Genomic DNA, 26,526 nt, shown 5'->3' with positions numbered 1-26,526 from the left:
CCTTTCAGGAAAGGTTAAGCTGACAGCTTGAACAAGGGCGGCCATAGCCGCCCTTTGTTGTTGATTACAGGACGAATCCTGCAATCTGTCAAGTTACTCGTAAAGAGTGACTTGATTACTCGCCTTTAGCTGCTTTGAATGCTTCAGCCATAGCGTTAGAGAAGTTGCCTTCTTCCTGTTTGTTGTTAACAGAAGCGATTGCATCTTTCTCGTCAGCTTCGTCTTTAGCACGAACAGACAGGCTGATTGCACGGTTCTTACGGTCAACGCCGGTGAATTTAGCTTCAACGTCGTCGCCTACGCTCAGAACCAGAGTTGCATCTTCAACGCGGTCACGGGATGCTTCAGAAGCGCGCAGGTAACCTTCAACGCCGTCAGCCAGCTCTACGGTTGCGCCTTTCGCGTCAACTGCAGTCACTTTACCGTTTACGATTGCGCCTTTCTTGTTCAGTGCAACCCAGTTGTTGAACGGATCTTCTGCGAGCTGCTTAACGCCCAGGGAGATACGCTCACGCTCTGCGTCAACCTGCAGAACAACTGCAGCGATTTCGTCGCCTTTTTTGTATTCACGAACTGCTTCTTCGCCTGCAACGTTCCAGGAGATGTCAGACAGGTGAACCAGGCCATCGATACCGCCGTCCAGGCCGATGAAGATACCGAAGTCAGTGATAGACTTGATTTTACCTTCAACACGGTCACCCTTGTTGTGGGTTTCCGCAAACTGCTGCCATGGGTTGTTTTTGCACTGTTTCAGGCCCAGGGAGATACGACGACGTTCTTCGTCGATATCCAGAACCATCACTTCCACTACGTCACCAACGTTAACAACTTTGGATGGGTGGATGTTTTTGTTGGTCCAGTCCATTTCGGAAACGTGTACCAGGCCTTCAACGCCTTCTTCGATTTCAACGAAGCAGCCGTAGTCAGTCAGGTTAGTCACGCGACCAGTCAGTTTAGTGCCTTCTGGGTAACGCTTAGCGATAGCTACCCATGGATCTTCGCCCAGCTGTTTCAGGCCGAGGGATACACGAGTACGCTCGCGGTCGAACTTCAGCACTTTAACAGTGATTTCGTCGCCCACGTTCACGATTTCGCTTGGGTGCTTAACGCGTTTCCACGCCATGTCGGTGATGTGCAGCAGGCCATCAACGCCGCCCAGGTCAACGAATGCTCCGTAGTCAGTGAGGTTCTTAACGATACCTTTGACTTCCATGCCTTCCTGCAGGTTTTCCAGCAGCTGATCGCGTTCTGCGCTGTTTTCGGATTCGATAACGGCACGACGGGATACAACAACGTTGTTACGCTTCTGGTCCAGCTTGATAACTTTGAACTCAAGCTCTTTGCCTTCCAGGTGCAGCGTATCGCGAACTGGACGTACGTCTACCAGAGAACCTGGCAGGAACGCACGAATACCGTTCAGCTCAACAGTGAAGCCACCTTTAACTTTGCCGTTGATAACACCAACAACAGTTTCAGCGTCTTCGTATGCTTTTTCCAGCGTGATCCAGGCTTCGTGACGCTTAGCTTTCTCACGGGACAGCAGGGTTTCGCCGAAGCCGTCTTCTACTGCGTCCAGCGCAACGTCAACTTCGTCACCAACCTGGATTTCCAGTTCGCCGGCTGCGTTTTTGAACTGCTCTGCAGGGATTGCAGATTCAGATTTCAGGCCCGCATCAACCAGAACGACGTCTTTGTCGATAGAAACAACAACGCCACGAACGATGGAACCCGGACGGGTTTCGATTTCTTTCAGGGATTCTTCAAACAGTTGAGCAAAAGATTCAGTCATGTTTAATCTTCAAAAGTTAGATTAACGTCCATCTGGCCTCATGCCGGATGGGGTTGTTTTACATACCCGCTCACACTCCGTTGCAGCGGGGGTACTACGAATTCGGAGGCTTACCTGCCTTTAAATCAGGCAGCAGCCAGTTTTTGGCGCGCGTATTGTAGCGCTTTTTCAATCACTTGCTCAATGCTTAATCGCGTTGAATCGAGGACTAAAGCATCAGCAGCGGGAACCAGCGGCGCCACCGCACGGTTGCGGTCACGATCGTCGCGTTCCTTGATCTCTGCCAAAAGGCGATCAAAGTTAACACTAAAGCCCTTTTCCTGCAACTGAAGCATACGGCGCTGAGCACGTTCTTCCGGCGAAGCGTCAAGGAAAATTTTAACGGGCGCATCGGTGAAGACCACGGTTCCCATATCCCGTCCATCTGCAATCAAGCCTGGCGCTTCACGAAACGCGCGCTGACGGCGCAGAAGGGCTTCACGTACGCGTGGAAATGCCGCCACCTGGGACGCCGCATTAGCCACTTCCTGAGTACGGATTTCACCGCTGACGTCTTCACCTTCGAGGATCACTTCAAGATTGCCGTCGGTGGAGACAAAGCGCACGTCAAGGTGTGCAGCCAGCGGCACCAGCGCCTCTTCCGAAGTCACGTCAACATGATGATGTAATGCCGCCAGAGCCAGTACGCGGTAGATCGCACCTGAATCCAGCAGATGCCACTGCAACGCTTCCGCCATTGCCTTGCACAAGGTGCCTTTTCCTGCACCGCTTGGCCCATCAATGGTGATTACCGGGGCAATTGCCGTCATCGTTTTCTCCTTCATTCAAGGCGTCAGTTACTTAAACGCCGCGCATTATACGCGCCATTACCCGTAACCGGTAATACTGGTTGCAAATAACAGACAGTTTGAAGGTGAGTGTAGAAGAAATGCGCAGAGGGAATGTCAGGAAACGTCATGCTGCGCTACGCCTGAAGGCGCAGCGCAGGGAGAACATCAGGCCAGCGTGCTGATACGTGCGAGCTGTTCAAAGTAATCCGGGAAGGTTTTTGACGTACATTTCGGATCGAGAATCGTGACCGGCGTGTCCGACAGCGCCACCAGCGAGAAGCACATCGCCATGCGGTGATCGTCATAGGTACCGATTTCTGCAAATGTCAGCTGTGCCGGTGGCGTCACGCGAATGTAGTCTTCGCCCTCTTCCACTTCAGCCCCGACTTTGCGCAGCTCGGTTGCCATCGCAAACAGACGATCCGTTTCTTTCACGCGCCAGTTATAAATGTTGCGAAGCGTAGTCGTGCCTTTCGCGAACAGGGCCGCAGTTGCGATAGTCATCGCAGCATCCGGAATATGGTTCATGTCCATATCGATAGCGTTCAGTTCACCGCGCGTACAGGCGATGAAATCGTCACCCCAGGTAACGGTTGCGCCCATTTTTTCCAGAACGTCCGCAAAGCGGATGTCGCCCTGCACGCTATTGCGACCAATGCCGGTCACTTTGACCGTGCCACCTTTGATGGCACCCGCTGCGAGGAAATAGGACGCTGAAGAAGCATCGCCTTCCACCAGGTATGCACCAGGAGAGTGGTAATCCTGCCCGCCTTTTACGACAAAGCGTTGATAGTTCTGATTCTCAACCTGCACGCCGAAAGTGTTCATCATGTGCAGAGTGATATCGATATACGGTTTTGACACCAGTTCACCTTTAATGGTGATGACCGTGTCCTGCGGAGCCAGTGGTGCCGTCATCAGCAATGCCGTCAGGAACTGGCTGGACACGCTACCGTCTACCGCAACTTCGCCACCTGTAAAACCGCCCTTCAGACGCAGCGGTGGATAGTTTTCCTGCTCCAGATACTCAATCTCTGCGCCGCCCTGACGCAAAGCATCAACCAAATGACCAATCGGGCGCTCTTTCATGCGCGGCTCACCGGTCAGCACGATATCGTTGCTGCCAAGGCACAGCGCTGCCGCCAATGGGCGCATCGCCGTCCCTGCGTTACCGAGGAACAGCTCAAGCGCTGTTCCCGCCTGAAGCGGGCCGCCGTTGCCGGTCACTTCGCAGCGGGTACGATCGGCAGAGAGCGTGTACTGAACGCCTAACGCAGTCAGCGCATTAAGCATGTGGCGCACGTCGTCGCTGTCCAGCAGGTTGGTCAGCACGGTGGTGCCACGGGCTAATGCCGCCAGCAAAAGAGCGCGGTTAGAGACACTTTTTGAACCGGGTAAATTGATGGTGCCATCTACGCGCGCGATGGGTTGTAACGTCAGGGATTCCATGAAACTTAACTCTCAAAAGCAGAAAATAAAAACCCCGCAGATGGGCTACGGGGATGAAAACAAGGGCATTAACCGTGGCGACGTTCGAACGCTTTCATAAAGTCGGTTAACGCTTCAACGCCTGCCAGCGGCATTGCGTTATAGATGGAGGCACGCATACCGCCTACGACGCGGTGGCCTTTCAGCGCATGCAGACCGGCAGCAAAGGACTCTTCCAGGAACAGCTTGTCCAGCGCGCTGTCCGCCAGCTGGAATGGCACGTTCATGCGGGAACGGTTAGCCGTAGCTACGTCATTACGGTAGAAATCGCTGTTGTCGATGGTGCTGTAAAGCAGATCCGCTTTCTGCTGATTAACGCGATCCATCGCCGCCACGCCGCCCTGCTCTTTCAGCCATTTGAAAACCAGGCCTGCCAGATACCAGGCGAAGGTCGGCGGGGTATTGAACATTGAATCATTGTCGTTCAGCACGGTGTAATCAAGAATTGACGGACAAGCGATGTGCGCTTTGCCAAGCAGGTCTTCACGGACGATGACCAGCGTCAAACCAGCCGGGCCGATATTTTTCTGCGCACCGGCATAAATCACGCCATAGCGGCTAACGTCTATCGGGCTGGACAGAATAGTAGAAGAGAAGTCTGCAGCAACGATAACATCCCTGCCAAAGTTCGGGGCTTCATCAATGGCGATGCCGTCGATGGTTTCATTCGGGCAGTAGTGCAGATAAGCCGCGTTATCGGAAAGCTGCCAGTCACGCATCGGTTTCACGGCGCGCAAACCATCCACGGTGACTTTGGCATCGATCACGTTTGGCGCGCAGTATTTTTTCGCTTCCTTCACTGCGCTTGCTGCCCAGTAGCCTGCGTCGACGTAATCGGCAGTGGTTTTCTCACCCAGCAGATTCAGCGGTACGCCAGCGAACTGACCGCGCCCGCCGCCGTGGCAAAACAGCACTTTATAGTTGGAAGGGATATTGAGCAGGTCACGGAAGTCTTTTTCCGCCTCTTCGGCCACCTGGATGAACTCTTTGCCGCGATGGCTGATTTCCATCACCGAGGTGCCAAGCCCCTGCCAGTTGCACAGCTCCTGTTGCGCCAGTTTAAGAACATCCGCCGGAAGCATTGCCGGACCAGAACTAAAATTGAAGACCTGAGTCATTTCCCCTCACCACGCTATACAAGTTATCTGCCCGCAGGCATAAGTGTTTCCTGTGGCTATCGGTTTTACCATTCAGTGACACAGGCCGCAATGGCAAATCCTCGCACGCCGAAAAATGCGGCGGCGCTCACACAACAGAATCTGCCAGCTTGACGTCACATTACCGACATTCTTGCTGTCAGGTGATCCGTTTGGCCCTGCTGGCCTTCGCCCATTCCGGATTGGCACAGCGGGCGCATAATTGCCGATCTCCGGCATGGAGATGAAAAATCGCGCTGCATCTGGTACAGGCATAGTCGTTCTCTTCCGGCAATACAGTGAAGCGTTCAACACACTTTCCGGGCAAAATCGGCAAACCGGGTTTCACGTCCTCATCACTGAAGTAATAGACGCTGATCTGGCCGTTGGTTTCCATAATCGCCCGCTTTACCTGCCCGAGATGTTCGATACCGTTCAGGCGTAGCTCCATGAAAAACTCAAACTCCGTCAGGTTTTCCGCGCGCAGTTTTTCCCAGGCCAGTTCGCCATCAGAAACAACGATCACCGGTTTTCCCTCCAGCAGATCTTCCAGCTTTTCACTGTGTGACATCAGCCACATCACCAGCCGGTACAGTATCCCCAGCGTAACGAATACGATCAGCACGGGTAACATAGGAACGTCATCGTAAAACGCAACATCGCCCGCCGCCGAGCCCAGCGTCAGGATAATCAGTACTTCAAACAATGACATTTGTCGGACGCCGCGCCGACCGGTTATTTTTAGAAACAGAAACACCAGCACGAAGGTATAGAGACTGCGCAGCGCCACTTCCGCAAGAAAATCCACGGGTACCTTGTCAAAAGCCATACGGTGAAGATCGAACGCTTGCATTTTTTCTGCCTGAACAGGAGGTTACTGCCTTTAAGCGTAGCTGACTCTTTTATTTTCGCCGACGACGCCGGGACGATAGCGCCTGACACGCAAAACCCGTATCATTGCGCGCTTTCCGTACGACAAAAGTGACTGCCATGACCCAAACCTTTATTCCCGGCAAAGACGCCGCACTGGAAGACTCCATCGCCCGCTTCCAGCAAAAACTGACGGACCTCGGTTTCAATATTGAAGAAGCCTCCTGGCTGAACCCGGTGCCGAACGTGTGGTCCGTGCATATTCGTGATAAAGAGTGCGCGCTGTGCTTTACCAACGGCAAAGGTGCAACAAAAAAAGCAGCCCTGGCCTCTGCGCTCGGTGAATACTTCGAGCGTCTGTCCACCAACTATTTCTTCGCAGATTTCTGGCTGGGTGAAACCCTTGCCAATGCCCCATTCGTTCACTATCCGAATGAGAAATGGTTCCCGCTGCCCGAGGATGATGACGTACCAAAAGGCCTGCTCGATGCGCGCCTGCGCGCGTTTTACGATCCGGACGATCAGCTCACCGCCAGCGGGCTGGTCGATCTGCAATCAGGGAATGACGATCGTGGCGTATGTGGATTGCCATTCACCCGTCAGTCAGACGGAGAGACGGTCTACATTCCGATGAACATCGTTGGCAACCTGTATGTCTCCAACGGCATGTCGGCTGGCAACACGGCTAACGAAGCACGCGTTCAGGGCCTGTCTGAAGTGTTCGAGCGCCACATCAAAAACCGCATCATCGCCGAAAGCATCAGCCTGCCGGAAATTCCTGCGGACGTGCTGGCGCGCTACCCGGGCGTGGTGGAATCCATCGCCAAACTCGAAGCTGAAGGCTTCCCAATCTTCGCCTACGACGGCTCCCTGGGCGGTAAATACCCGGTAATTTGCGTCGTGCTGTTTAACCCGGCCAACGGCACCTGCTTCGCCTCCTTCGGCGCACACCCTGATTTTGGCGTGGCGCTGGAGCGTACTGTGACCGAGCTGCTGCAGGGTCGTGGTCTTAAAGATCTCGACGTGTTTACACCACCGACCTTCGATGATGAAGAAGTGGCTGAGCACGCAAATCTTGAGACGCACTTCATTGACTCCAGCGGTCTGATCTCCTGGGATATGTTTAAGCAGGATGCGGACTATCCGTTTGTGGACTGGAATTTCTCCGGCACCACCGAAGAAGAGTTCGCCACGCTGATGGCGATTTTCCAGGCGGAAGATAAAGAAGTGTATATCGCTGACTATGAACACCTGAGCGTATACGCCTGCCGTATTATCGTGCCGGGCATGTCTGATATTTATCCGGCAGAAGATCTGTGGCTGGCAAATAACAATATGGGCAGCCACCTGCGCGAGACTATCCTGTCGCTGCCGAACAGCGAATGGAATAAAGAAGATTATCTGGCGCTGATCGAGCAGATGGACGACGAGGGTCTTGATGACTTTACCCGTGTTCGTGAACTGCTGGGTATGGCAACCGGAAAAGACAACGGCTGGTACACTCTGCGCATCGGCGAGCTAAAAGCTATGCTGGCGCTGGCGGGCGGCGATCTGGAACAGGCGCTGATCTGGACTGAGTGGACCATGGAATTCAACGCCTCTATTTTCAGCGCTGAACGCGCCAATTATTACCGCTGCCTGCAAACGCTGCTTCTGCTCTCCCAGGAAGAAGAACGCCAGCCGCTGCAGTATCTGAATGCCTTCGTGCGGATGTACGGCGCAGATGCAGTTGAAGCGGCAAGCGCAGCCCTGAGCGGCGAAGCGGCCTTCTACGGTCTGCAGCCGGTCGACAGCGATCTGGCCGCCTTCCCGGCGCATCAGTCACTGTTAAAAGCCTATGAAAAACTGCAGCGCGCAAAAGCCAGCTTCTGGGCAGACCAGCAGTAAAACCACAAATAATGTATGGCGAAATTATTCGCCTGCGCTATATTACGGGGCCACAAAGCGTGGCCCTTTTTTATTTTCTACGGCCCATTATTTAATTTGTAATAATTAAGTTAATTATGCGTAAACACTATTATTAGTAGCTTACGAGGGATGTTAATTTTAATGCATATTACTCCATTTTAATTAACTGAATTAAAGGAGGTTAAGCAAGAAAATTCAACTCATTTTGCAAATTTTAAAATTTATTTTTATTTTGATAATCAAAAAGTTACTCCGCATTCGTTGAAAAACCACGCGTTCTGCGGGCCTATAAGCCAGGCGAGATATGATCTACATCAATTTCTCTTCTATAATGCTTTGTTAGTATCTCGTCGCCGACTTAATAAAGAGAGAGTTAGTGTGAAAGCTGACAACCCTTTTGATCTTTTACTCCCAGCTGAGATGGCCAAAGTGGCCGAGGAAGCGGGTGTCTATAAAGCAACGAAGCAACCGCTTAAAACCTTTTTCCTGGCGATTACTGCGGGTGTCTTCATCTCCATTGCCTTCGTTTTCTACATTACGTCCACGACTGGCACGGCAGGAATGCCGTTTGGTATTGCCAAGCTGATTGGCGGCATCTGCTTCTCACTTGGACTTATCCTTTGTGTTATCTGCGGGGCCGATCTCTTCACTTCCACGGTGCTGATTGTCGTCGCGAAGGCCAGCGGCAAAATTACCTGGGGTCAACTGGCTAAGAACTGGTTCAACGTCTATGTTGGTAACCTGATTGGCTGCCTGCTGTTTGTTCTGCTAATGTGGCTTTCTGGCGAATATATGACCGCCAACGGCGGATGGGGCCTGAACGTCCTGCAAACCGCTGACCACAAAATGCATCATACTTTTATTGAGGCTGTCTGCCTCGGTATTCTGGCAAACCTGATGGTGTGTCTGGCCGTATGGATGAGCTACTCCGGCCGCAGCCTGATGGACAAAGCGATGATTATGGTGCTGCCAGTTGCGATGTTTGTCGCCAGCGGCTTTGAGCACAGCATCGCAAACATGTTTATGATCCCTATGGGTATCGTCGTTAAGAACTTCGCCAGCCCGGAATTCTGGACCGCCATCGGTTCGACTCCGGACAATTTCTCACACTTGACTGTCATGAACTTCATCACTGATAACCTGATTCCGGTGACAATCGGTAACATTATCGGCGGTGGTTTGTTAGTCGGGTTGACGTACTGGGTCATTTACCTGCGTGGCAACGACCAGCACTAACGGTTGTTTCAGGCAGTAAATAAAAAATCCACATAAGAAGGTAGGTGTTACATGTCCGAACTTAATGAAAAGTTAGCCACAGCCTGGGAAGGTTTTGCCAAAGGTGACTGGCAGAAAGAAGTCAACGTACGTGACTTCATCCAGAAAAACTACACCCCATATGAAGGTGACGAATCCTTCCTGGCTGGCGCTACCGAAGCGACCACCGCCCTGTGGGATAGCGTAATGGAAGGCATCAAACTGGAAAACAGCACCCATGCTCCAGTTGATTTCGACACCTCCGTAGCGTCCACCATCACTTCTCACGACGCGGGCTACATTAACAAAGCCCTTGAGAAGATCGTTGGCCTGCAAACTGAAGCGCCACTGAAACGTGCGATTATCCCGTTCGGTGGTATTAAAATGGTTGAAGGTTCCTGCAAAGCGTACGATCGCGAACTGGACCCGATGCTGAAAAAAATCTTCACTGACTATCGTAAAACCCACAACCAGGGCGTTTTCGATGTCTACACCAAAGACATTCTGAACTGCCGTAAATCCGGCGTTCTGACCGGTCTGCCAGATGCCTACGGCCGTGGCCGTATCATCGGTGACTACCGTCGCGTTGCGCTGTACGGTATCGACTTCCTGCTGAAAGACAAATACGCACAGTTCCTGTCCCTGCAGTCTGACCTGGAAAACGGCGTAAACCTGGAAGCCACTATCCGTCTGCGCGAAGAAATCTCTGAGCAGCACCGTGCGCTGGGTCAGATCAAAGAAATGGCAGCAAAATACGGCTGCGACATCTCTGGTCCTGCAACCAACGCTCAGGAAGCCATTCAGTGGACCTACTTCGGCTACCTGGCCGCAGTTAAATCTCAGAACGGCGCTGCAATGTCCTTCGGTCGCGTATCCACCTTCCTGGATGCTTACATCGAACGTGACCTGAAAGCAGGCAAAATCACCGAGCAAGACGCTCAGGAAATGATTGACCACCTGGTCATGAAGCTGCGTATGGTTCGCTTCCTGCGTACCCCAGAATACGATGAGCTGTTCTCCGGTGACCCAATCTGGGCAACTGAATCTATCGGTGGTATGGGCGTTGATGGCCGTACTCTGGTCTCCAAAAACAGCTTCCGCTTCCTGAATACCCTGTACACCATGGGTCCTTCTCCGGAGCCAAACATCACCGTTCTGTGGTCTGAAAAACTGCCTCTGAACTTCAAGAAATTCGCCGCGAAAGTGTCCATCGATACCTCTTCTCTGCAGTATGAGAACGATGACCTGATGCGTCCGGACTTCAACAACGACGACTACGCTATCGCATGCTGCGTAAGCCCAATGGTTGTTGGTAAGCAAATGCAGTTCTTCGGTGCTCGCGCTAACCTCGCGAAAACCATGCTGTACGCAATCAACGGCGGCGTTGATGAAAAACTAAAAATGCAGGTTGGTCCTAAATCTGAACCAATCAAAGGCGACGTTCTGAACTTCGACGAAGTCATGGACCGTATGGATCACTTCATGGACTGGCTGGCTAAACAGTACGTCACTGCGCTGAACGTGATTCACTACATGCACGACAAGTACAGCTATGAAGCCTCTCTGATGGCGCTGCACGACCGTGACGTGGTTCGCACCATGGCATGTGGTATCGCAGGTCTGTCCGTTGCGGCTGACTCCCTGTCTGCTATCAAATACGCAAAAGTTAAACCAATTCGTGACGAAGACGGTCTGGCTATCGACTTCGAAATCGAAGGCGAATACCCGCAGTTTGGTAACAACGACTCCCGCGTTGATGACATGGCGGTTGATCTGGTAGAACGTTTCATGAAGAAAATTCAGAAACTCACTACCTACCGTAACGCTATTCCGACTCAGTCTGTTCTGACCATCACCTCTAACGTGGTTTATGGTAAGAAAACCGGTAACACCCCAGACGGTCGTCGTGCTGGCGCGCCATTCGGCCCAGGTGCTAACCCAATGCACGGTCGTGACCAGAAAGGTGCTGTCGCCTCTCTGACTTCCGTTGCTAAACTGCCGTTTGCTTACGCGAAAGATGGTATCTCTTACACCTTCTCTATCGTGCCAAACGCACTGGGTAAAGACGACGAAGTACGTAAGACTAACCTGGCAGGCCTGATGGACGGTTACTTCCATCACGAAGCGTCCATCGAAGGTGGTCAGCACCTGAACGTGAACGTCATGAACCGTGAAATGCTGCTCGATGCGATGGAACATCCTGAGAAATATCCTCAGCTGACCATCCGTGTTTCTGGTTATGCGGTACGCTTCAACTCCCTGACCAAAGAACAGCAGCAGGACGTTATTACCCGTACCTTCACTCAGACCATGTAATTGGATTTTGACTGAAATTACGCAGTAATCGGCGTACAATAAAGGCTCCACACCCGTGGGGCCTTTTTAACAACTCCTCTCCTGCCCCAGCCTGCTTTGCCAGCCATCTATACTTTCACTATCGGGTATGGATCTCTGCCAAAACAGACTTAACACAGCCGGTTTTGAGCTGTGCATACACTGGCCCCGGATGGGCCGTATCTGGAGAAAACACCGCAATGTCAGTAATTGGTCGCATTCACTCCTTTGAATCCTGTGGCACCGTCGATGGCCCGGGGATCCGCTTTATCACCTTCTTCCAGGGCTGCCTGATGCGCTGCCTGTACTGCCACAACCGCGATACCTGGGATACCCACGGCGGCAAAGAAATCACGGTCGAAGAGCTTATGAAAGAAGTGGTGACCTATCGCCACTTTATGAATGCGTCCGGCGGCGGCGTTACGGCCTCCGGCGGCGAAGCCATTTTGCAGGCTGAGTTTGTGCGTGACTGGTTCCGCGCCTGCCGCAAAGAAGGCATTCATACCTGTCTCGACACCAACGGCTTTGTCCGTCGCTACGATCCGGTGATCGACGAACTGCTGGAGGTCACCGACCTGGTGATGCTCGACCTCAAGCAGATGAACGACGAGATCCACCAGAACCTGGTTGGCGTCTCAAACCACCGCACGCTGGAATTTTGCCGCTATCTGGCGAACAAGAATATCAACGTCTGGATCCGCTACGTCGTGGTTCCCGGCTGGTCCGACGATGACGACTCCGCCCATCGTCTCGGTGAATTCACCCGTGATATGGGCAACGTCGAAAAAATCGAGCTGCTGCCCTACCACGAGCTGGGGAAACATAAGTGGGTGGCAATGGGCGAAGAGTACAAGCTTGATGGCGTTCACCCGCCGAAGAAAGAGACCATGGAACGCGTCAAGGGGATCCTCGAGCAGTATGGTCACAAGGTCATGTACTGAATCTTTTTGCCCGGCGACTCTCTGTTTGCCGGGCATCGCCGGGTGGCGCTAACGCTTACCCGGCCTGCATCCGCCTTCCCAATGCACGCATTCCGTTGGTCAGGTAAGCGCAGCACCACCTGACAAAAGCTCTTTCTCCATGATGCTCAGGACCTGGCTCAGCACTGACGCGTTAATCACGCCAGGTTTCCACAACGCCACTAAGGGATGCGTCAACCCGTTATCACCCATTGCCGTTTCCACCCGCATCACACCTTTAAGCCGCTCAGCTGAGAAATGATCCGGCAGAAATGCCCAACCTGTACCGGATTGCAACAGGCCTTCCAGCAGCGAGATCTCATTAACGTGAATTAAATTGTCGGCAATTTGCAACCGTCCAGCCAGCGAAGGCGGGAGATCGCGAAATGGCATCAGTTGAGGCCTGGAGGCCAGATGCAGGAGCGAGACGGGCTGCTTAGAGAAGTAGCCTTCACGGGCGTAAACGGCGAGTGAAACGCTGCCAACCGCCCGCCAGTGCAGATGGTCGTTGACGGAACGGTTCATCGCCTGAAACAGCGCCAGGTCAACGCTCCCCTCGTCCAGCCACTGTTCAGCCTGCACGCGCTCGCAGGCAATCATGTCCAGCTGGATATGCCGGGCACGTAGCTGCTCTGCAAGCTGAAGCAACAGCGCACGAGGAGTAAACAGGTCATAGCACAGCGTAAGATGCGTCTCGATGCTGTCGGGAATCTGTCTGGCAATGCGGGAGAACGCTTCAGCCTCATGCAAAAACAGCCGGGCCTGGCGGTAAAGAAGCTGCCCCTGTGGCGTCAGGGTTAACGGACGTGTCGAGCGATCGAACAGCGTGTACCCAAGATCAACTTCCAGGTAATCCAGTAACTCGCTCACCGTCGTCCGGTCTTTTTTCAGCTTCCTTGCGGCCTGGGTGAGCGTTCCGCTCTCACACACGCAGGCGAAGGCTTCAATCTGAGCAAGCGTAAAGCGTAGCAGTTCCATCAGGCGTCCTTTTTTGCGGGGAAACGACACCTTACCGAAGAGCGGGCAAAGAAAAAAGCCTGTCATTCGACAGGCTTTTTTCTTCAGGCGTGCGCCACTGGCGTCGGGTGATGTCCGGCTTTACGCAGCAGCATCAGCAGGTAAATAAACGAAACGCAGGCAATCATCACGAACAACAGGTTATCCGAGTAGTTCTGCATCAGCATAGAGGTGAACGTCGGGCCAAGCAGGCTACCGATGGTGTAACTCAGCAGCAGCGCCTGATTCATGGCGACCAGCTGATGATGTTGCACTTTCTCACATGCCCACGCCATCGCGACAGGGTAAAGCGTGAAGCCTGCCGCCCCAAGAATAAACAGCGTTGGCGCCATCGCTGCACCGCTGAGCATTGCCAGACAGCCGAGAATAACCACAAAAACCTGAACGCGCAGGACCAGTAAGCGGCCATAGCGGTCAGCAAGGCGCCCAATTGGCCACTGGCCGATAATACCCGCGCTGACCATCACCGCCATCCAGAAGCCGATACCGGCATCGCTAACGCCCTGGTGGTTCAGAAACAGCGGCATCAGGCCATACAGTGAACCCAGCACAATACCCGAAATAATGCAGCCATTCACGCCCAGACGCGCCTGACGGAGCTTCAGCATAGGCCAGACCTGCGTCGGCGCATGCTCTTCCTGGGAGTGATTAACGATACGGGCAAACAGCAACGGCAGTATGGCCGCGAGCACCATGCCGGTCACCCATGGCAGGACGCTCATCAGGTCTGTCGGCAGCTTGCTGACCATCAGTTGGCCAAGGACAGTGCCCACGTAATACACCATCATATAGGCGGCCAGCAGGCGACCGCGGTTACGCGAGGTGCCGCTGCACATCAGTGCGCTTTCCACGACGACCCAAATCATCGCGCAGCCAACGCCCGCAAGGAATCGCCAGCTCAGCCAGCTCCAGAAGCCCACATTCAGCCCTAAGCCTACACAGCTCACGGCAAAAATCAGCGACGCAAGATAGTAGCTGCGGTTGAAGCCAAAGTACTTAATCAACCGCCCGCAGAGCAGCGTGCCCACCAGATTGCCGGTGAAATAAGATGAGCCCACCATCCCCACCTGCCAGGTTGGCAAATGCTCATGAGCGAGCCAAAGCGGGACGAGCGTGTTCAGCACTGCGATCGCCAGCGTCAACAAAAGTAGGCCGCAGAGCAGAAACAGCACCGGGCGGGAATACGTGGACATGGATTAAAAAAACCGTGAGGAAGTTCAAAATTCGTGCGCATCATGACACCGCCACGCGCAATGTCAATTCCCCTCAGGCCAGCGCTGACGCGGTTTTCAGAGGAACAATAGAATTTTTTAATCCAACGGAACGGTAACGGAATTTATTAATAAATTATTCCATTGTTTTAATTAAGGAATTAGAAAAACAGCGGCTTATTTTCAGAAGAAAAATTTCATGGAAGACAGGCATTTTTTGCAGCGCCAGGCCATGAAGGCCCGGCGCAAATAGCAACTTAGCTGGCGATCGCCATGCCGACGGTCATATGCAGACCGTAGAAAACACCGCGACCGATCAGTTCGCCAACAACGACAAGTACAAAAGCCACGCTCAGCAGCGGCACCGCTGGCTGACGTCCTTTCAGCTGTGGTGCAATCCAGCACATCAGCGCTAACGCCAGCGCAACCAGACGCCAGGCCATCAGCTCGCCATAAGCCGGAACCAGCGCAGATGCCTGCTGGATAGAGCTGTGGATCGTTGCAAGCTCACTGCCCTGCATCATGACGACGATAGCGCTGACCACCAGTGCCAACAGTGATACCGCAGGCAAAAGGCGCATTGCCCAGCCGTCCACACCCGCCGCACGCAGCAGAAGGTAACCGAGCAGCGGCCCGCCGATAAACATCGTCAGGAAGAAACTCATCGGCGTCCAGACGCTGTACCAGGTTGGTACGGTATCAATGGTGTTATAGACGCGCACCATCATCCAGACAAACACTACGCCCAGCACCATCGTCAGAACTAACCACAGGCTACGCAGCGCCTGAGGCAGTTTGTTCAGCACAGCTAACAGCCAGCCAATGCCACCCACCGCAAAGAACACGGAGCCGCTGGCAATTTCGTTACTCAGCGAGGATCCACCAATGCGGTTCAGCGAGTTAAATGCACGCAGTGGCGAGCCCAGATGCAGAACAGAAGCGATGAAGCCAATGCCCATCAGCACCCACAGGACAAACATGCTCAGCACCACCAGGCGCTGCTGTTCACGGGAAAGTTCGCCTTTCATCAGCGCCAGCGCCAGAACGATAAAACCGCCCGCCACGCCCTGCCCGAGCACCGTGAAGATCATCAGCGGCCATTCATGCCATCCACTTCCCATCTTAAACCTCCTTCGGGTTTGCCAGATAGCCGGTGGTGTCACCCGTCGGACGGCTGTTGGCGTTAGGTTTGATAACAATGCTCGGCTTTGTGAAGTGCGCAGACGGCAACGGTGCAACCGCAGCCAGCTGACCGTGTTTCTTACGCAGCTCTTCAATCGGCCCAAAGTCCAGCGCGCGCAGCGGGCAGGATTCAACACAGATCGGTTTTTTGCCGTCCGCAACGCGGGAATGGCAGCCGTCGCACTTGGTCATATGGCCTTTGGCTTCGTTGTACTGCGGCGCGCCATACGGGCATGCCATGTGGCAGTATTTACAGCCGATGCAGACATCTTCATTGACCACCACAAAACCATCTTCACGCTTGTGCATCGCCCCGCTCGGACAGACCTTGGTACAGGCCGGGTCTTCGCAGTGGTTACAGGCAATCGACAGGTAATAGGCAAAAACGTTCTGATGCCAGGTGCCGTTATCTTCCTGCCAGTCGCCGCCCGCGTATTCATAAATACGGCGGAAGCTGACGTCCGGAGTAAGATCTTTGTAGTCTTTACAAGCCAGTTCGCAGGTTTTGCAACCGGTGCAGCGACTGGAATCAATAAAAAATCCATACTGAGTGGTCATCGGTTACTCCTTACGCTTTTTCGACCTGAACGAGGTTAGTGTGCGACGGGTTACCCTTCGCCAGCGGCGATGGACGCTGGGTGGTCAGCACGTTAATGCAGCCCGCCTGGTCCACCCCTTTCGCATCCGGGGCGTACCATGCACCCTCACCTAACGCCACCACACCCGGCATCATGCGCGGAGTGACCTTCGCCTCAATGTGTACTTCACCGCGGCCGTTGAAAATCTTCACCCGATCGCCATTGCTGATGCCGCGCTTCTGCGCATCCATGGGGTTAATCCACATTTCCTGACGGCAGGCGGCTTTCAGCACTTCAACGTTGCCGTAGGTGGAGTGTGCTCGCGCTTTATAGTGGAAACCGGTCAGCTGGAGCGGATACTGTTTGCTCAGTGGGTCGTTGTAGTTCTCAAAGCCCGGATCGTAAATTGGCAGCGGGTCGATAACGTCGCCCGGTACCAGCTCCCACGTTGCGGCGATTTTTGCCAGCTCCGCAGAGTAGATTTCAATTTTGCCCGATGGCGTCGTCAAAGGATTGGCAACCGGATCTTCACGGAACGCTTTGTATGCCACGTGATGCCCTTCCGGGTCGCGCTGTTTGAACATGCCCTGTTTGCGGAATTCATCGAAGGAAGGCAGCTCAGGGATCGCCTGACGAGATTGCTCATACAGATGACGCAACCACTCTTCCTGGGAGCGACCTTCGGTGAACTTCTGCTCAACGCCCATGCGTTTCGCCAGCTGCGTGGTCATCTCATAGATGGTTTTGCACTCAAAACGCGGCTTGATCGCCTGGTCAGCAAAAATCACGTAGGACATGTTGCCGCAGGAAGCATCCAGCGCGAAGTCCATCTGTTCTGATGCGGTGCAGTCCGGCAGCAGAATATCTGCGTATTTCGCCGAAGAAGTCATGTGGCAATCCACCACCACAATCAGCTCACACTTCTTGTCATCCTGCAGGATGTCATGCGTGCGGTTGATGTCTGAGTGCTGGTTAATGATGCAGTTGCCGGCATAGTTCCAGACCATTTTAACAGGCACGTCGAGCTTATCTTTCCCCTGCACGCCGTCGCGAAGGGCGGTCATTTCCGCTCCACGCTCAATGGCATCGGTCCACATAAACATCGAAATGCTGGTCTGTATCGGGTTATCCAGCGTCGGCATGCGGACAAACGGCAGATCGTAAGAACCTTCACGCGCCCCTGTATTGCCACCATTAATGCCGACGTTACCGGTGAGGATCGCCAGCATCGCAATTGCACGGGAAACCAGTTCGCCATTAGCATGACGCTGCGGGCCCCAGCCCTGGCTGATAAAAGCGCGTTTTGCGTTGCCGATTTCACGGGCGAGCTTGACGATGCGTTCGGCCGGAATACCGGTGATCGCTGAAGCCCATTCCGGCGTTTTCGCCGTAGCGTCATTACCCTGACCGAGAATATAGGCCTTGTAGTGACCATTCGCTGGCGCACCCGCGGGCATGGTTTTCTCGTCATAACCCACGCAATACTTATCCAGGAATGGCTGATCGACCAGGTTCTCTTTGATCATCACCCACGCCAGCGCAGAGATCAGCGCCGCATCGGTTCCCGGACGAATGGGGATCCATTCATCTTCACGTCCGGCACCGGTATCGGTGTAGCGTGGATCGACAATGATCATGCGGGCATTGGACTTTTGACGAGCCTGCTCGAGGTAGTACGTCACGCCGCCGCCGCTCATGCGTGTTTCGCCCGGGTTGTTACCAAACAACACAACCAGCTCGCTGTTTTCGATATCTGAGGGGCTGTTGCCGTCGGCCCAGCCGCCGTACGTGTAGTTCAGGCCCATCGCAATCTGCGCGGTTGAATAATCACCATAGTGGTTCAGATAACCGCCGCAGCAGTTCATCAGGCGGGCAATCAGCGTATTCCCCGGCGGCCAGGAACGGGTCATGGTGCCCCCCAGCGTACCGGTGCCGTAGTTCAGGTAGATGGATTCGTTGCCGTAGTCTTTGATCAGGCGCTGCATGTTGCTGGCGATGGTGTCATACGCCTCTTCCCAGCTGATGCGCTCAAATTTTCCTTCACCGCGCTTGCCAACGCGTTTCATCGGGTATTTCAGACGATCCGGGTTATAGACGCGACGACGCATGGAGCGGCCACGCAGGCAGGCGCGCACCTGGTGAAGGCCATCATAGTTGTCATCACCGGTATTATCCGTTTCGACATATTTGATTTCACCGTCCACCACATGCATACGCAATGGGCAGCGGCTGCCGCAGTTGACCGTACAGGCGCTCCAGACAACTTTGCCGTCAGCGCTGCCAGGCGCGATGGCTTCCGCTGCATTAGCGATACGGGTGAACGGTAAGGTGAACGCGCTACTGGCGATCGCCAGTCCGCCAATCGCCGAGGTTTTCATCAAACCTCGGCGACTGACTTCTGCGCTCAGCAAAGCATCGGGGGCTTTAATTTTCATGGATACTCACTTCATTGCTCATTGAAATGATCTATTCGCTATATAGTTATGCATATAACGAAATCAGTCTTTTTTAGAATTTTATGCTGCTTATAATTCTAAGGGAGTATCTACGCTTTCAACCGAAGGGTTATTGCTCAGCATCAAGACAGGCACAAAAAAAGCGCCCTCAGGCGCTTTTTCATCAGAAATGTCGGACTCAGCCGATAAACTCAAGACCGTTCATATAAGGACGCAACACTTCTGGCACCGCAATACGACCATCTGCCTGCTGATAGTTTTCCAGCACGGCAACCAGCGTACGACCCACAGCCAGGCCAGAACCATTCAGCGTATGCACCAGACGGGTTTTCTTGTCTGCTTTACTGCGGCAACGAGCCTGCATGCGGCGCGCCTGGAAATCCCAGCAGTTAGAAATGGAGGAGATCTCACGATAGGTGTCCTGCGCCGGCAACCAGACTTCGAGGTCGTAGGTTTTGCGCGCACCGAAGCCGATATCGCCGCTGCACAGCAGAACTTTACGGTAAGGCAGACCCAGCAGCTGCAGCACTTTCTCAGCATGGCCAGTCATCTCTTCCAGCGCATCCATCGACTCTTCCGGACGAACGATCTGCACCATCTCAACCTTATCGAACTGGTGCATACGGATCAGGCCGCGTGTATCACGCCCGTAGGAACCCGCTTCGGAGCGGAAGCATGGGGTATGCGCGGTCATTTTGATCGGCAGGCTGTCTTCGTCGATGATTTCGTCGCGTACCAGGTTGGTCAGCGGGACTTCAGCGGTCGGGATCAGAGCATAGTTGCTGCTGTCGGCTTCTTCTTCCAGCGGGCGGGTGTGGAACAGATCGCCGCCAAACTTAGGCAGCTGGCCTGTACCGTACAGCGTGTCCTGGTTCACCAGGTACGGCACATAGTTTTCCATGTAACCGTGCTGCTCGGTGTGCAGATCCAGCATGAACTGGCTCAGGGCACGATGCATACGCGCGATTTGCCCCTGCATCACAACAAAGCGGGAACCGGTCAGCTTAACGGCGGCAGCGAAATCGAGGCCCTTCGCCATTTCACCCAGCGTCACGTGATCGCGAACTTCAAAATCGAACTTACGCGGCTCGCCCCAGCGACTGACCTCCACGTTTTCGCTGTCGTCTTTGCCCAGCGGAACGCAGTCATCAGGAATGTTTGGCAGAGTCAGTGCGATATCACGAATTTCTGCGAGCAGCGTTTCCAGCTCAGCCTTCGCAGCATCCAGATCTTCACCCAGCTTGTTCACTTCCAGGCGTAATGGCTCGATGTCTTCCCCGCGCGCTTTTGCCTGGCCGATGGATTTCGATCGCGAATTGCGCTCTGCCTGCAGATTTTCGGTGTTTACCTGCAGAACTTTACGACGCTCTTCAAGAGCGCGCAGCTTATCTACATCCAGCTTAAAGCCCCGGCGTGCCAGTTTTTCTGCGACTGCGTCTGGCTCGGTACGCAGCAGATTGGGATCGAGCATGCTTATCCTGTGCTTATCGAATTAAAATGAGGAAAAAGACCGCAGCCTGCGGTCTTTAGGGATACAGTGATAACCTTACCGCAACGCCCTGTTTAGCGGTAGCGTTTTATGGGGCTATTTTGATCCTGTTCGGCAAGCCAGGCGAGCTTTTCACCAATCTTGCCTTCCAGACCGCGAGATGTGGGATGGTAATAGCGCGTTGGCGACATTTCCGGCGGGAAATAGGCTTCTCCCGCCGCGTACGCATTAGGCTCATCGTGAGCATAGCGATACTCCTGCCCGTAGCCCATCTCTTTCATCAGTTTTGTTGGCGCGTTGCGCAGGTGCACCGGCACGTCATAGTCCGGACGTTCACGGGCATCCGCCATCGCCGCTTTGAACGCGGTATAAACGGCGTTACTCTTCGGCGCACAGGCAAGATAAACAATAGCCTGCGCTATGGCACGTTCACCTTCCGCAGGCCCGACGCGGGTAAAACAGTCCCAGGCAGAAATAGCGACCTGCATTGCGCGCGGATCGGCATTGCCGACATCTTCAGAGGCTATCGCCAGGCAACGGCGGGCGACATAAAGCGGATCGCCTCCGGCGGTGATGATACGCGCATACCAGTAAAGCGCGGCATCCGGCGCGCTGCCGCGAACGGACTTGTGGAAGGCGGAGATTAAATCGTAGAAACGGTCGCCTTTGTTATCGAAACGGGCACTGCGCTCGCCGGCAATTTCGGTCAGCAGTTCTGGCTTTAAAACCCGCTTGCCGGAAGCATCAAGCTCCGCCATATCCGCCATCATTTCCAGCGTGTTCAGAGCCCGGCGTGCATCGCCGTTGACCAGTTCGGCGATTGCCTTGCGTGTCTCGTCCGGCAGAACGATATCCTGACCGCCGTAGCCACGGGCGCTGTCCGTCATTGCCTGAGTCAGCACCTGCTCAATATCCTCAACGGTGAGCGATTTCAGCAGGTAAACACGCGCCCGGGACAACAGCGCTGAATTGAGTTCGAATGAGGGGTTTTCCGTTGTCGCGCCGATGAAAAAGATGGTGCCGTCTTCGATGTGCGGCAGAAATGCGTCCTGCTGGCTTTTGTTAAAGCGATGGACCTCATCGACAAACAGGATCGTACGTCGCCCGGCATTGCGGTTTTGTCGGGCGCGTTCAATGGCTTCACGAATTTCCTTCACGCCGGACGTGACGGCAGAGATGCGCTCCACGTCGGCGTTGGCATAGCGGGCAATCACTTCCGCCAGCGTCGTTTTTCCGGTTCCCGGCGGCCCCCACAGAATCATCGAATGCAGGTGCCCTGCTTCAATGGCCCGCGGCAGCGGCTTACCGGTAGCCAGCAGGTGTTGCTGACCAATGTACTGCGCTAAATTTTCTGGCCGCATGCGGGCGGCCAGAGGTTGAAACGCATTATCGGAAAAATCGAGCGACAGATTGCTCACGCACGCCTCTTATTTACGCTGATCGTCTACCGTAACGCCTTTCGGTGGCGTAAAGGTGAATTTAGACGCATCCACCGCGCCGTTCTGCTGGGACTTCAGCTGGTAGCTGCTACGCTGATCGTCCTGTTCGATGGCGCTGAATTGATGGATGGTGCCGTCACGGCTGACGTTAATGGTGAACTCTTTCAGGTTTCCGTTGCTGCCTTTTGGCGTCAGGACGAAGTCGTCACCGCTCTGCTTAATGTTGTACTGCTGCCAGTCGCTGGACTGGTTGCGGGCAATCAGCATAAACGGCGTGTTGCTGGTCGCATCTTTCAGCCAGGTAGCAGTAGCCTGCTCAACAAACGGATTGTAGAACCAGAGCGTTTTCCCATCGGACACCAGAATGCTTTCGTCCGGCTGCGTCATGTGCCAGTTAAACAAGTTTGGACGCTTAACCGACAAATCGCCCTGCCCGTCCTGAACTGCATTCCCGCTGCCGTCGGTCACTTTCTGCGTGAAGCTCGCATGGAAGCTGCTGACCTTATCCAGACGGCTTTTCAAATCGCCTGCGGCATCAGCCCAAACCTGACTTGCTACGACGCTGGTCAGTAAGGCACAGGTGATGGCAAATTTTTTCATCTTCATTCCTTAAATGCGTCACTCCCGACGCGGGAGTCTCTTTGTCCACACTGTAGGCTCAGCACCTGCGGTGTGGACAGGAGAAAATACTTAAATTTTGGCTATTTACGCAACTTTTCAAACGAACAATCAATCGAATGGCGGCGGGGCAAGCACTTCACGGTTGCCGTTATGACCCGCTTCGCTGACGATCCCCTGAGCTTCCATCTGTTCGATGATACGCGCCGCGCGGTTATAACCAATGCGGAACTGACGCTGAACGCCCGAGATGGAGGCTTTGCGTTTTTCCGTTACGAAATTGACCGCCTGGTCGAATAACGGATCCAGCTCTTCACCGTTATCCAGGCCCGCTGCTCCGCCTTCGCTTTCGCTGTCAGAGGTAATACCGTCTACGTACTGCGGACGACCGCGCGCTTTCCAGTCCTGAACCACTGCGTGTACTTCCTGATCGCGAACGAACGCGCCGTGAACACGGGTTGGCGCCGCGCTGGAGTTTGGTCCGGCATAAAGCATATCGCCCATACCCAGCAGGGATTCCGCGCCGCCCTGATCGAGAATGGTACGGGAGTCAATTTTGCTGGATACGGTAAACGCGATGCGGGTCGGGATGTTCGCCTTGATCAAGCCGGTGATGACATCCACTGATGGACGCTGGGTCGCCAGCACAAGGTGGATCCCCGCCGCACGTGCTTTCTGCGCCAGACGAGCAATCAGCTCTTCCACTTTTTTGCCCACGGTCATCATCAGGTCGGCAAATTCATCCACCAGCACCACAATGTACGGCAGTTTTTCAAGCGTCGGATGTTCTGTTGCCATGCTGTCGCCTGGCTTCCAGTACGGATCCGGAATCGGGCGGCCCATCTGTGCAGCCTGCGCGATTTTTTCGTTGTATCCGGCCAGGTTACGTACGCCAAGGGCTGACATCAGCTTATAGCGACGCTCCATTTCATTGACGCTCCAGCGCAGCGCGTTGGCGGCATCCTTCATGTCCGTGACCACTTCCGTCAACAGGTGCGGAATGCCTTCATAGACCGACAGCTCCAGCATTTTCGGGTCAATCATGATGAAGCGAACGTCATCCGGCGTCGCCTTGTACAGCATGCTGAGGATCATGGCGTTCACACCCACCGATTTCCCGGAACCGGTGGTACCAGCAACCAGCAGATGAGGCATTTTCGCAAGGTCGGCAATTACCGGATCGCCAGCAATATCTTTGCCCAGCACCACAGTCAACGGCGACGGACTTTCACGGAACTTGGCGCAGTCGAGCACTTCACGCAGGTAGACGGTCTGTCGTTTCTTGTTCGGCAACTCCAGGCCTACATACGGTTTGCCAGGAATAACTTCCACAACGCGCACCGCTACGGTCGACAATGAACGGGCCAAATCGCGTGACAGGTTAGAAATACGCGCCGCTTTCACACCGGGCGCCAGATTCAGTTCGAAACGGGTGATGACTGGGCCAGGTGAATAGTTCACCACGTCAGCTTTGATGCGGAAGTCAGCCAGACGGGTTTCCACCAGACGCGCAGTTTGCTCCAGGGCAAAGGTATCAACCGGCTCAACTTCGCTCGGCGGCTGGGTCAGAAGATCCAGTGACGGCAGCGGCGTGGTCGGTTTTTGCAGCGGCCGGTCATCGCCGTTGCGCATCAGAAGCGGGTGAATCAGGCTTTCCTGCGGCTGCGGCTCAGGTTGCGGAGCTGGCTGCTGATAAGCCTGAGGCTGCTGTGGCTGGTGCGCCTGTTGTTGCTGAGGCTGATAGCTCTGCGGAGCCTGTTCCGGCATTACCCCCGGCGTAAACAGCGGCGCTTTCGGCGTATCATCAACCAGCGCCTTCATCGGTGAAAAATCGTAATCCGCAGGGGAGAAGGGATTCGCACCCTGCGGCTGTTCACCGGCATAACGCTGCTGCTGAGTTGCAGCAAACTGGCGCGCCAGTTCCGCCTCTGCCACAGAGTCTTCATCTTCCGGCGACTCATCATAGCTGTTGTCGTCGTACTTCTCGCCATAGCGTTGCTGCTGGGTTGCAGCAAACTGGCGCGCCAGTTCATCCTGGTGCAGCTCATCCGCTTCTTCATCGCCCATCGGCTCATCGGAATAGTGCTGCTGGCGTTCCTGTTCACGAGCACGTTCTTCGGCCATACGCTGAGAAGGCAACTTAATGCCAAACGAAGCGGAGGCCAACTCACGGCGCGTCGGCACCCGTACACGGTTCGGACGCGGCAGCTGTGGGCCAATGCCCTCTTTCACCTGCGCGCGAGGAGAATCCGCCGGGCTGAACAGCTGAGTCGCTGAAGCGGCGGCGGCGATAGTGGTTGCCGCCCCGGTAGCCTGATGAACGCTTGCCGCTACTGGCGCAACGGCGGCCAGAGGCTCAGACGCAGGTGCGGAAGGTGCTGGAATGGACGATGCGGGCATAGTTGGCATGACCGTCGCGGGTTCCGGCGTTGGCTGATACCACGCGGCAAGCTGCTCGCGTTCGCGCGCGCGCTTCTCTTCCACTTCTTCAAAATAGTAAAGCGGTGGACGCTGAGGCTTGATTTCCTCTTCCGGTTCCACATTCTGAACAGGTGGCATTTCTGCCGCTGGCTGCGCCATTGGCTCTGGCACAGGCTGATACTGCGGTTGGGCGTTGTATTGCGTTTCCGGTGAATACTGCGGCTCAGGCTGCCACGCTGATTCCGGCGGGACATACGCCTGCTCTGGCTCCGGCCACAGTTCCTCAATAGTGGGCTGCTGGCGGAATGCTTCAGGCTGCACATACTCTGGTTTGGCAATCGGCGCCTGCGGCGGCCAGTTGTCCGGAGAAGGCGCAATCACCGGTTCAGGCATATGCAGCGCTGGCACGGGCTGCCACTCAACTTGAGGAGGGACCATTTCAGCGGCAGATACTACCGGCGCAGTCATTGCTGGTGCGGCAGGTTCTGCCCAGGCTTGAGTCGTGGCGGTTGCTGCCGCAGCGGCAGCTAAAGGCTCGTTAACAGCATGTCCGTTCATTAATGGATCTTGTTCATCCCACGCCTGAGGACGTGCTGCGCTGTTCCCGGAGAACAGCACATCATCAGCGTTTGGCTGACGAAGCGCGCTGCTGCCGGAGAATAAAACATCATCGGCGTCGGCCGCCTGGCCGCGTGCGCTGTACTGAATATCTTCTTCAGACTCATCCATCCGCTTACCGGAAAACAGCGCCTCATCCGTTTTGCGGCCCATCGGATTGCTGAATTTGTCGGCGATACGCTGACGGCGCGCCAGGGCTCCGCGCAGAATTCGGGCACGACGCCCTTCATTACGCGGGGCCTCTGCATGATCGTCTTCTTCGTCTTCGTACTCTTCGTCGTCCACCCAGGTATCATCCCGGCGCGTGCGATTACTGGCGAAGGTAAGGATGTTCAGGATCCAGTTGCCAATTTTCTCAGCAATGCTGACCCAGGACCAGCCGGTAAACAGCGTCAGACCCGCCGCCCAGATACACAGCAGCGCCAGCGTTCCGCCGCTGCTGTGCAGCATCGGTTGCAGCGCAGTGCTGAGTAAGCTGCCAATGACGCCGCCGGAAGCGAAATACCAGATATCATCGGCATTGATCGCCGCAAGCCCACAGGAGGTCAGGATAATGGCGAGGACACCAATCAACCTCAGCGCGACGGCGAAGTAGTCGACGTATTCATCCGTCGCCCGATGGCGGTAAGCAAACCAGCAGCCGCCAATGATGATTACCGGCAACGTATAGGCCATTACGCCGAAAATGAAAAACAGCGTATCCGCGAGCCACGCCCCTGGCACACCACCAAGATTATGGATCGGCTCATGCCAGGCGGTCTGAGACCAGCTGGGATCGGAGGGATTAAAGCTGAGTAATGCGGCCATCAGCCAGATGGCAAAAAGGGAACAGAGAATCAGAAGCGCTTCCAGAAGACGGCGCCCGCTGCTTAATCTGTTAATGGTGACTTCTTTTTCTTCAGTGTATTCCTGGCTCAAGAAAGGCTCTC

The 26,526-nt window shown here is 54.6% G+C and carries 18 protein-coding genes; 4 read left to right on the top strand and 14 right to left on the bottom strand.

Annotated features, from left to right (window positions below; translation table 11 throughout):
* Positions 1-115 precede the first annotated feature (115 nt).
* From rpsA to AB1287_RS07240, 5 genes are all read right to left on the bottom strand, one after another.
* Positions 116-1,789, bottom strand: a complete 1,674-nt coding sequence (gene rpsA, locus AB1287_RS07260; RefSeq protein ID WP_312628324.1) for a 30S ribosomal protein S1 — start codon at positions 1,787-1,789, stop codon at positions 116-118.
* Between the two features lie 125 nt (positions 1,790-1,914).
* Entirely contained in the window at positions 1,915-2,598 is a 684-nt protein-coding gene (cmk, locus tag AB1287_RS07255; protein ID WP_312628322.1) for a (d)CMP kinase, read from the bottom strand.
* A 186-nt stretch (positions 2,599-2,784) separates the two neighbouring features.
* Positions 2,785-4,068: a 3-phosphoshikimate 1-carboxyvinyltransferase gene (aroA, locus tag AB1287_RS07250; RefSeq protein ID WP_435617375.1), complete on the bottom strand. Its 1,284-nt coding sequence runs from the start codon at positions 4,066-4,068 to the stop codon at positions 2,785-2,787.
* A gap of 68 nt (positions 4,069-4,136) precedes the next feature.
* Positions 4,137-5,225, bottom strand: coding sequence for a 3-phosphoserine/phosphohydroxythreonine transaminase (gene serC, locus AB1287_RS07245; protein ID WP_435617374.1), 1,089 nt, complete (start codon positions 5,223-5,225; stop codon positions 4,137-4,139).
* Positions 5,226-5,403: 178 nt separating this feature from the next.
* Positions 5,404-6,096, bottom strand: coding sequence for a DUF421 domain-containing protein (locus tag AB1287_RS07240; RefSeq protein ID WP_312628318.1), 693 nt, complete (start codon positions 6,094-6,096; stop codon positions 5,404-5,406).
* 137 nt (positions 6,097-6,233) lie between these two features.
* On the opposite strand from AB1287_RS07240, the gene ycaO reads away from it, so the two are divergent.
* The 4 genes from ycaO to pflA all read left to right on the top strand — a co-directional run bounded on the left by ycaO (position 6,234) and on the right by pflA (position 12,550).
* Positions 6,234-8,000 carry a 30S ribosomal protein S12 methylthiotransferase accessory factor YcaO gene (gene ycaO / locus AB1287_RS07235; protein WP_435617373.1) on the top strand — a complete coding sequence of 589 codons (1,767 nt, stop codon included), beginning with the start codon at positions 6,234-6,236 and terminating at the stop codon, positions 7,998-8,000.
* Positions 8,001-8,399: 399 nt separating this feature from the next.
* Positions 8,400-9,257: a formate transporter FocA gene (gene focA, locus AB1287_RS07230; RefSeq protein ID WP_312628314.1), complete on the top strand. Its 858-nt coding sequence runs from the start codon at positions 8,400-8,402 to the stop codon at positions 9,255-9,257.
* Positions 9,258-9,308: 51 nt separating this feature from the next.
* Positions 9,309-11,591, top strand: coding sequence for a formate C-acetyltransferase (pflB, locus tag AB1287_RS07225; RefSeq protein ID WP_435617372.1), 2,283 nt, complete (start codon positions 9,309-9,311; stop codon positions 11,589-11,591).
* 218 nt (positions 11,592-11,809) lie between these two features.
* Positions 11,810-12,550 carry a pyruvate formate lyase 1-activating protein gene (gene pflA / locus AB1287_RS07220; RefSeq protein WP_312628312.1) on the top strand — a complete coding sequence of 247 codons (741 nt, stop codon included), beginning with the start codon at positions 11,810-11,812 and terminating at the stop codon, positions 12,548-12,550.
* A gap of 99 nt (positions 12,551-12,649) precedes the next feature.
* Here pflA and AB1287_RS07215 read toward each other — a convergent pair whose 3' ends face one another.
* The 9 genes from AB1287_RS07215 to AB1287_RS07175 form a co-directional block, all read right to left on the bottom strand.
* Positions 12,650-13,546 (bottom strand): LysR family transcriptional regulator, encoded by an 897-nt coding sequence (locus AB1287_RS07215; RefSeq protein ID WP_435617371.1) that lies wholly within the window; start codon positions 13,544-13,546, stop codon positions 12,650-12,652.
* 83 nt (positions 13,547-13,629) lie between these two features.
* Entirely contained in the window at positions 13,630-14,778 is a 1,149-nt protein-coding gene (locus tag AB1287_RS07210) for an MFS transporter (RefSeq protein ID WP_312628309.1), read from the bottom strand.
* A 275-nt stretch (positions 14,779-15,053) separates the two neighbouring features.
* A complete protein-coding gene (locus AB1287_RS07205) occupies positions 15,054-15,917 on the bottom strand; it encodes a dimethyl sulfoxide reductase anchor subunit family protein (protein WP_435617370.1) in 864 nt (287 codons plus the stop codon).
* Between the two features lies 1 nt (position 15,918).
* Positions 15,919-16,536: a DMSO/selenate family reductase complex B subunit gene (locus AB1287_RS07200; protein ID WP_312628305.1), complete on the bottom strand. Its 618-nt coding sequence runs from the start codon at positions 16,534-16,536 to the stop codon at positions 15,919-15,921.
* Positions 16,537-16,546: 10 nt separating this feature from the next.
* A complete protein-coding gene (gene dmsA / locus AB1287_RS07195) occupies positions 16,547-18,991 on the bottom strand; it encodes a dimethylsulfoxide reductase subunit A (protein WP_435617369.1) in 2,445 nt (814 codons plus the stop codon).
* 199 nt (positions 18,992-19,190) lie between these two features.
* A complete protein-coding gene (serS, locus tag AB1287_RS07190) occupies positions 19,191-20,483 on the bottom strand; it encodes a serine--tRNA ligase (RefSeq protein ID WP_312628301.1) in 1,293 nt (430 codons plus the stop codon).
* Between the two features lie 92 nt (positions 20,484-20,575).
* Positions 20,576-21,919, bottom strand: a complete 1,344-nt coding sequence (rarA, locus tag AB1287_RS07185) for a replication-associated recombination protein RarA (protein ID WP_435617368.1) — start codon at positions 21,917-21,919, stop codon at positions 20,576-20,578.
* Between the two features lie 9 nt (positions 21,920-21,928).
* Positions 21,929-22,540 carry an outer membrane lipoprotein chaperone LolA gene (gene lolA, locus AB1287_RS07180; protein WP_312628299.1) on the bottom strand — a complete coding sequence of 204 codons (612 nt, stop codon included), beginning with the start codon at positions 22,538-22,540 and terminating at the stop codon, positions 21,929-21,931.
* 129 nt (positions 22,541-22,669) lie between these two features.
* Positions 22,670-26,515: a DNA translocase FtsK 4TM domain-containing protein gene (locus AB1287_RS07175; RefSeq protein WP_435617367.1), complete on the bottom strand. Its 3,846-nt coding sequence runs from the start codon at positions 26,513-26,515 to the stop codon at positions 22,670-22,672.
* Positions 26,516-26,526: the final 11 nt, after the last annotated feature.

This window comes from Scandinavium sp. UTDF21-P1B, assembly GCF_040750395.1.
Taxonomy (GTDB): Bacteria; Pseudomonadota; Gammaproteobacteria; order Enterobacterales; family Enterobacteriaceae; genus Scandinavium.
Note: the sequence above shows the minus strand (reverse complement) of the source record. Positions and strands in the feature narration are given on the sequence as shown.

Excerpts from the sequence above, each read along its gene's own strand:
- rpsA (WP_312628324.1), bottom strand. The coding sequence starts at position 1,789 with ATGACTGAATCTTTTGCTCAACTGTTTGAAGAATCCCTGAAAGAAATC.
- cmk (WP_312628322.1), bottom strand. The coding sequence starts at position 2,598 with ATGACGGCAATTGCCCCGGTAATCACCATTGATGGGCCAAGCGGTGCA.
- aroA (WP_435617375.1), bottom strand. The coding sequence starts at position 4,068 with ATGGAATCCCTGACGTTACAACCCATCGCGCGCGTAGATGGCACCATC.
- serC (WP_435617374.1), bottom strand. The coding sequence starts at position 5,225 with ATGACTCAGGTCTTCAATTTTAGTTCTGGTCCGGCAATGCTTCCGGCG.
- AB1287_RS07240 (WP_312628318.1), bottom strand. The coding sequence starts at position 6,096 with ATGCAAGCGTTCGATCTTCACCGTATGGCTTTTGACAAGGTACCCGTG.
- ycaO (WP_435617373.1), top strand. The coding sequence starts at position 6,234 with ATGACCCAAACCTTTATTCCCGGCAAAGACGCCGCACTGGAAGACTCC.
- pflB (WP_435617372.1), top strand. The coding sequence starts at position 9,309 with ATGTCCGAACTTAATGAAAAGTTAGCCACAGCCTGGGAAGGTTTTGCC.
- pflA (WP_312628312.1), top strand. The coding sequence starts at position 11,810 with ATGTCAGTAATTGGTCGCATTCACTCCTTTGAATCCTGTGGCACCGTC.
- AB1287_RS07215 (WP_435617371.1), bottom strand. The coding sequence starts at position 13,546 with ATGGAACTGCTACGCTTTACGCTTGCTCAGATTGAAGCCTTCGCCTGC.
- AB1287_RS07210 (WP_312628309.1), bottom strand. The coding sequence starts at position 14,778 with ATGTCCACGTATTCCCGCCCGGTGCTGTTTCTGCTCTGCGGCCTACTT.
- AB1287_RS07205 (WP_435617370.1), bottom strand. The coding sequence starts at position 15,917 with ATGGGAAGTGGATGGCATGAATGGCCGCTGATGATCTTCACGGTGCTC.
- AB1287_RS07200 (WP_312628305.1), bottom strand. The coding sequence starts at position 16,536 with ATGACCACTCAGTATGGATTTTTTATTGATTCCAGTCGCTGCACCGGT.
- dmsA (WP_435617369.1), bottom strand. The coding sequence starts at position 18,991 with ATGAAAATTAAAGCCCCCGATGCTTTGCTGAGCGCAGAAGTCAGTCGC.
- serS (WP_312628301.1), bottom strand. The coding sequence starts at position 20,483 with ATGCTCGATCCCAATCTGCTGCGTACCGAGCCAGACGCAGTCGCAGAA.
- lolA (WP_312628299.1), bottom strand. The coding sequence starts at position 22,540 with ATGAAAAAATTTGCCATCACCTGTGCCTTACTGACCAGCGTCGTAGCA.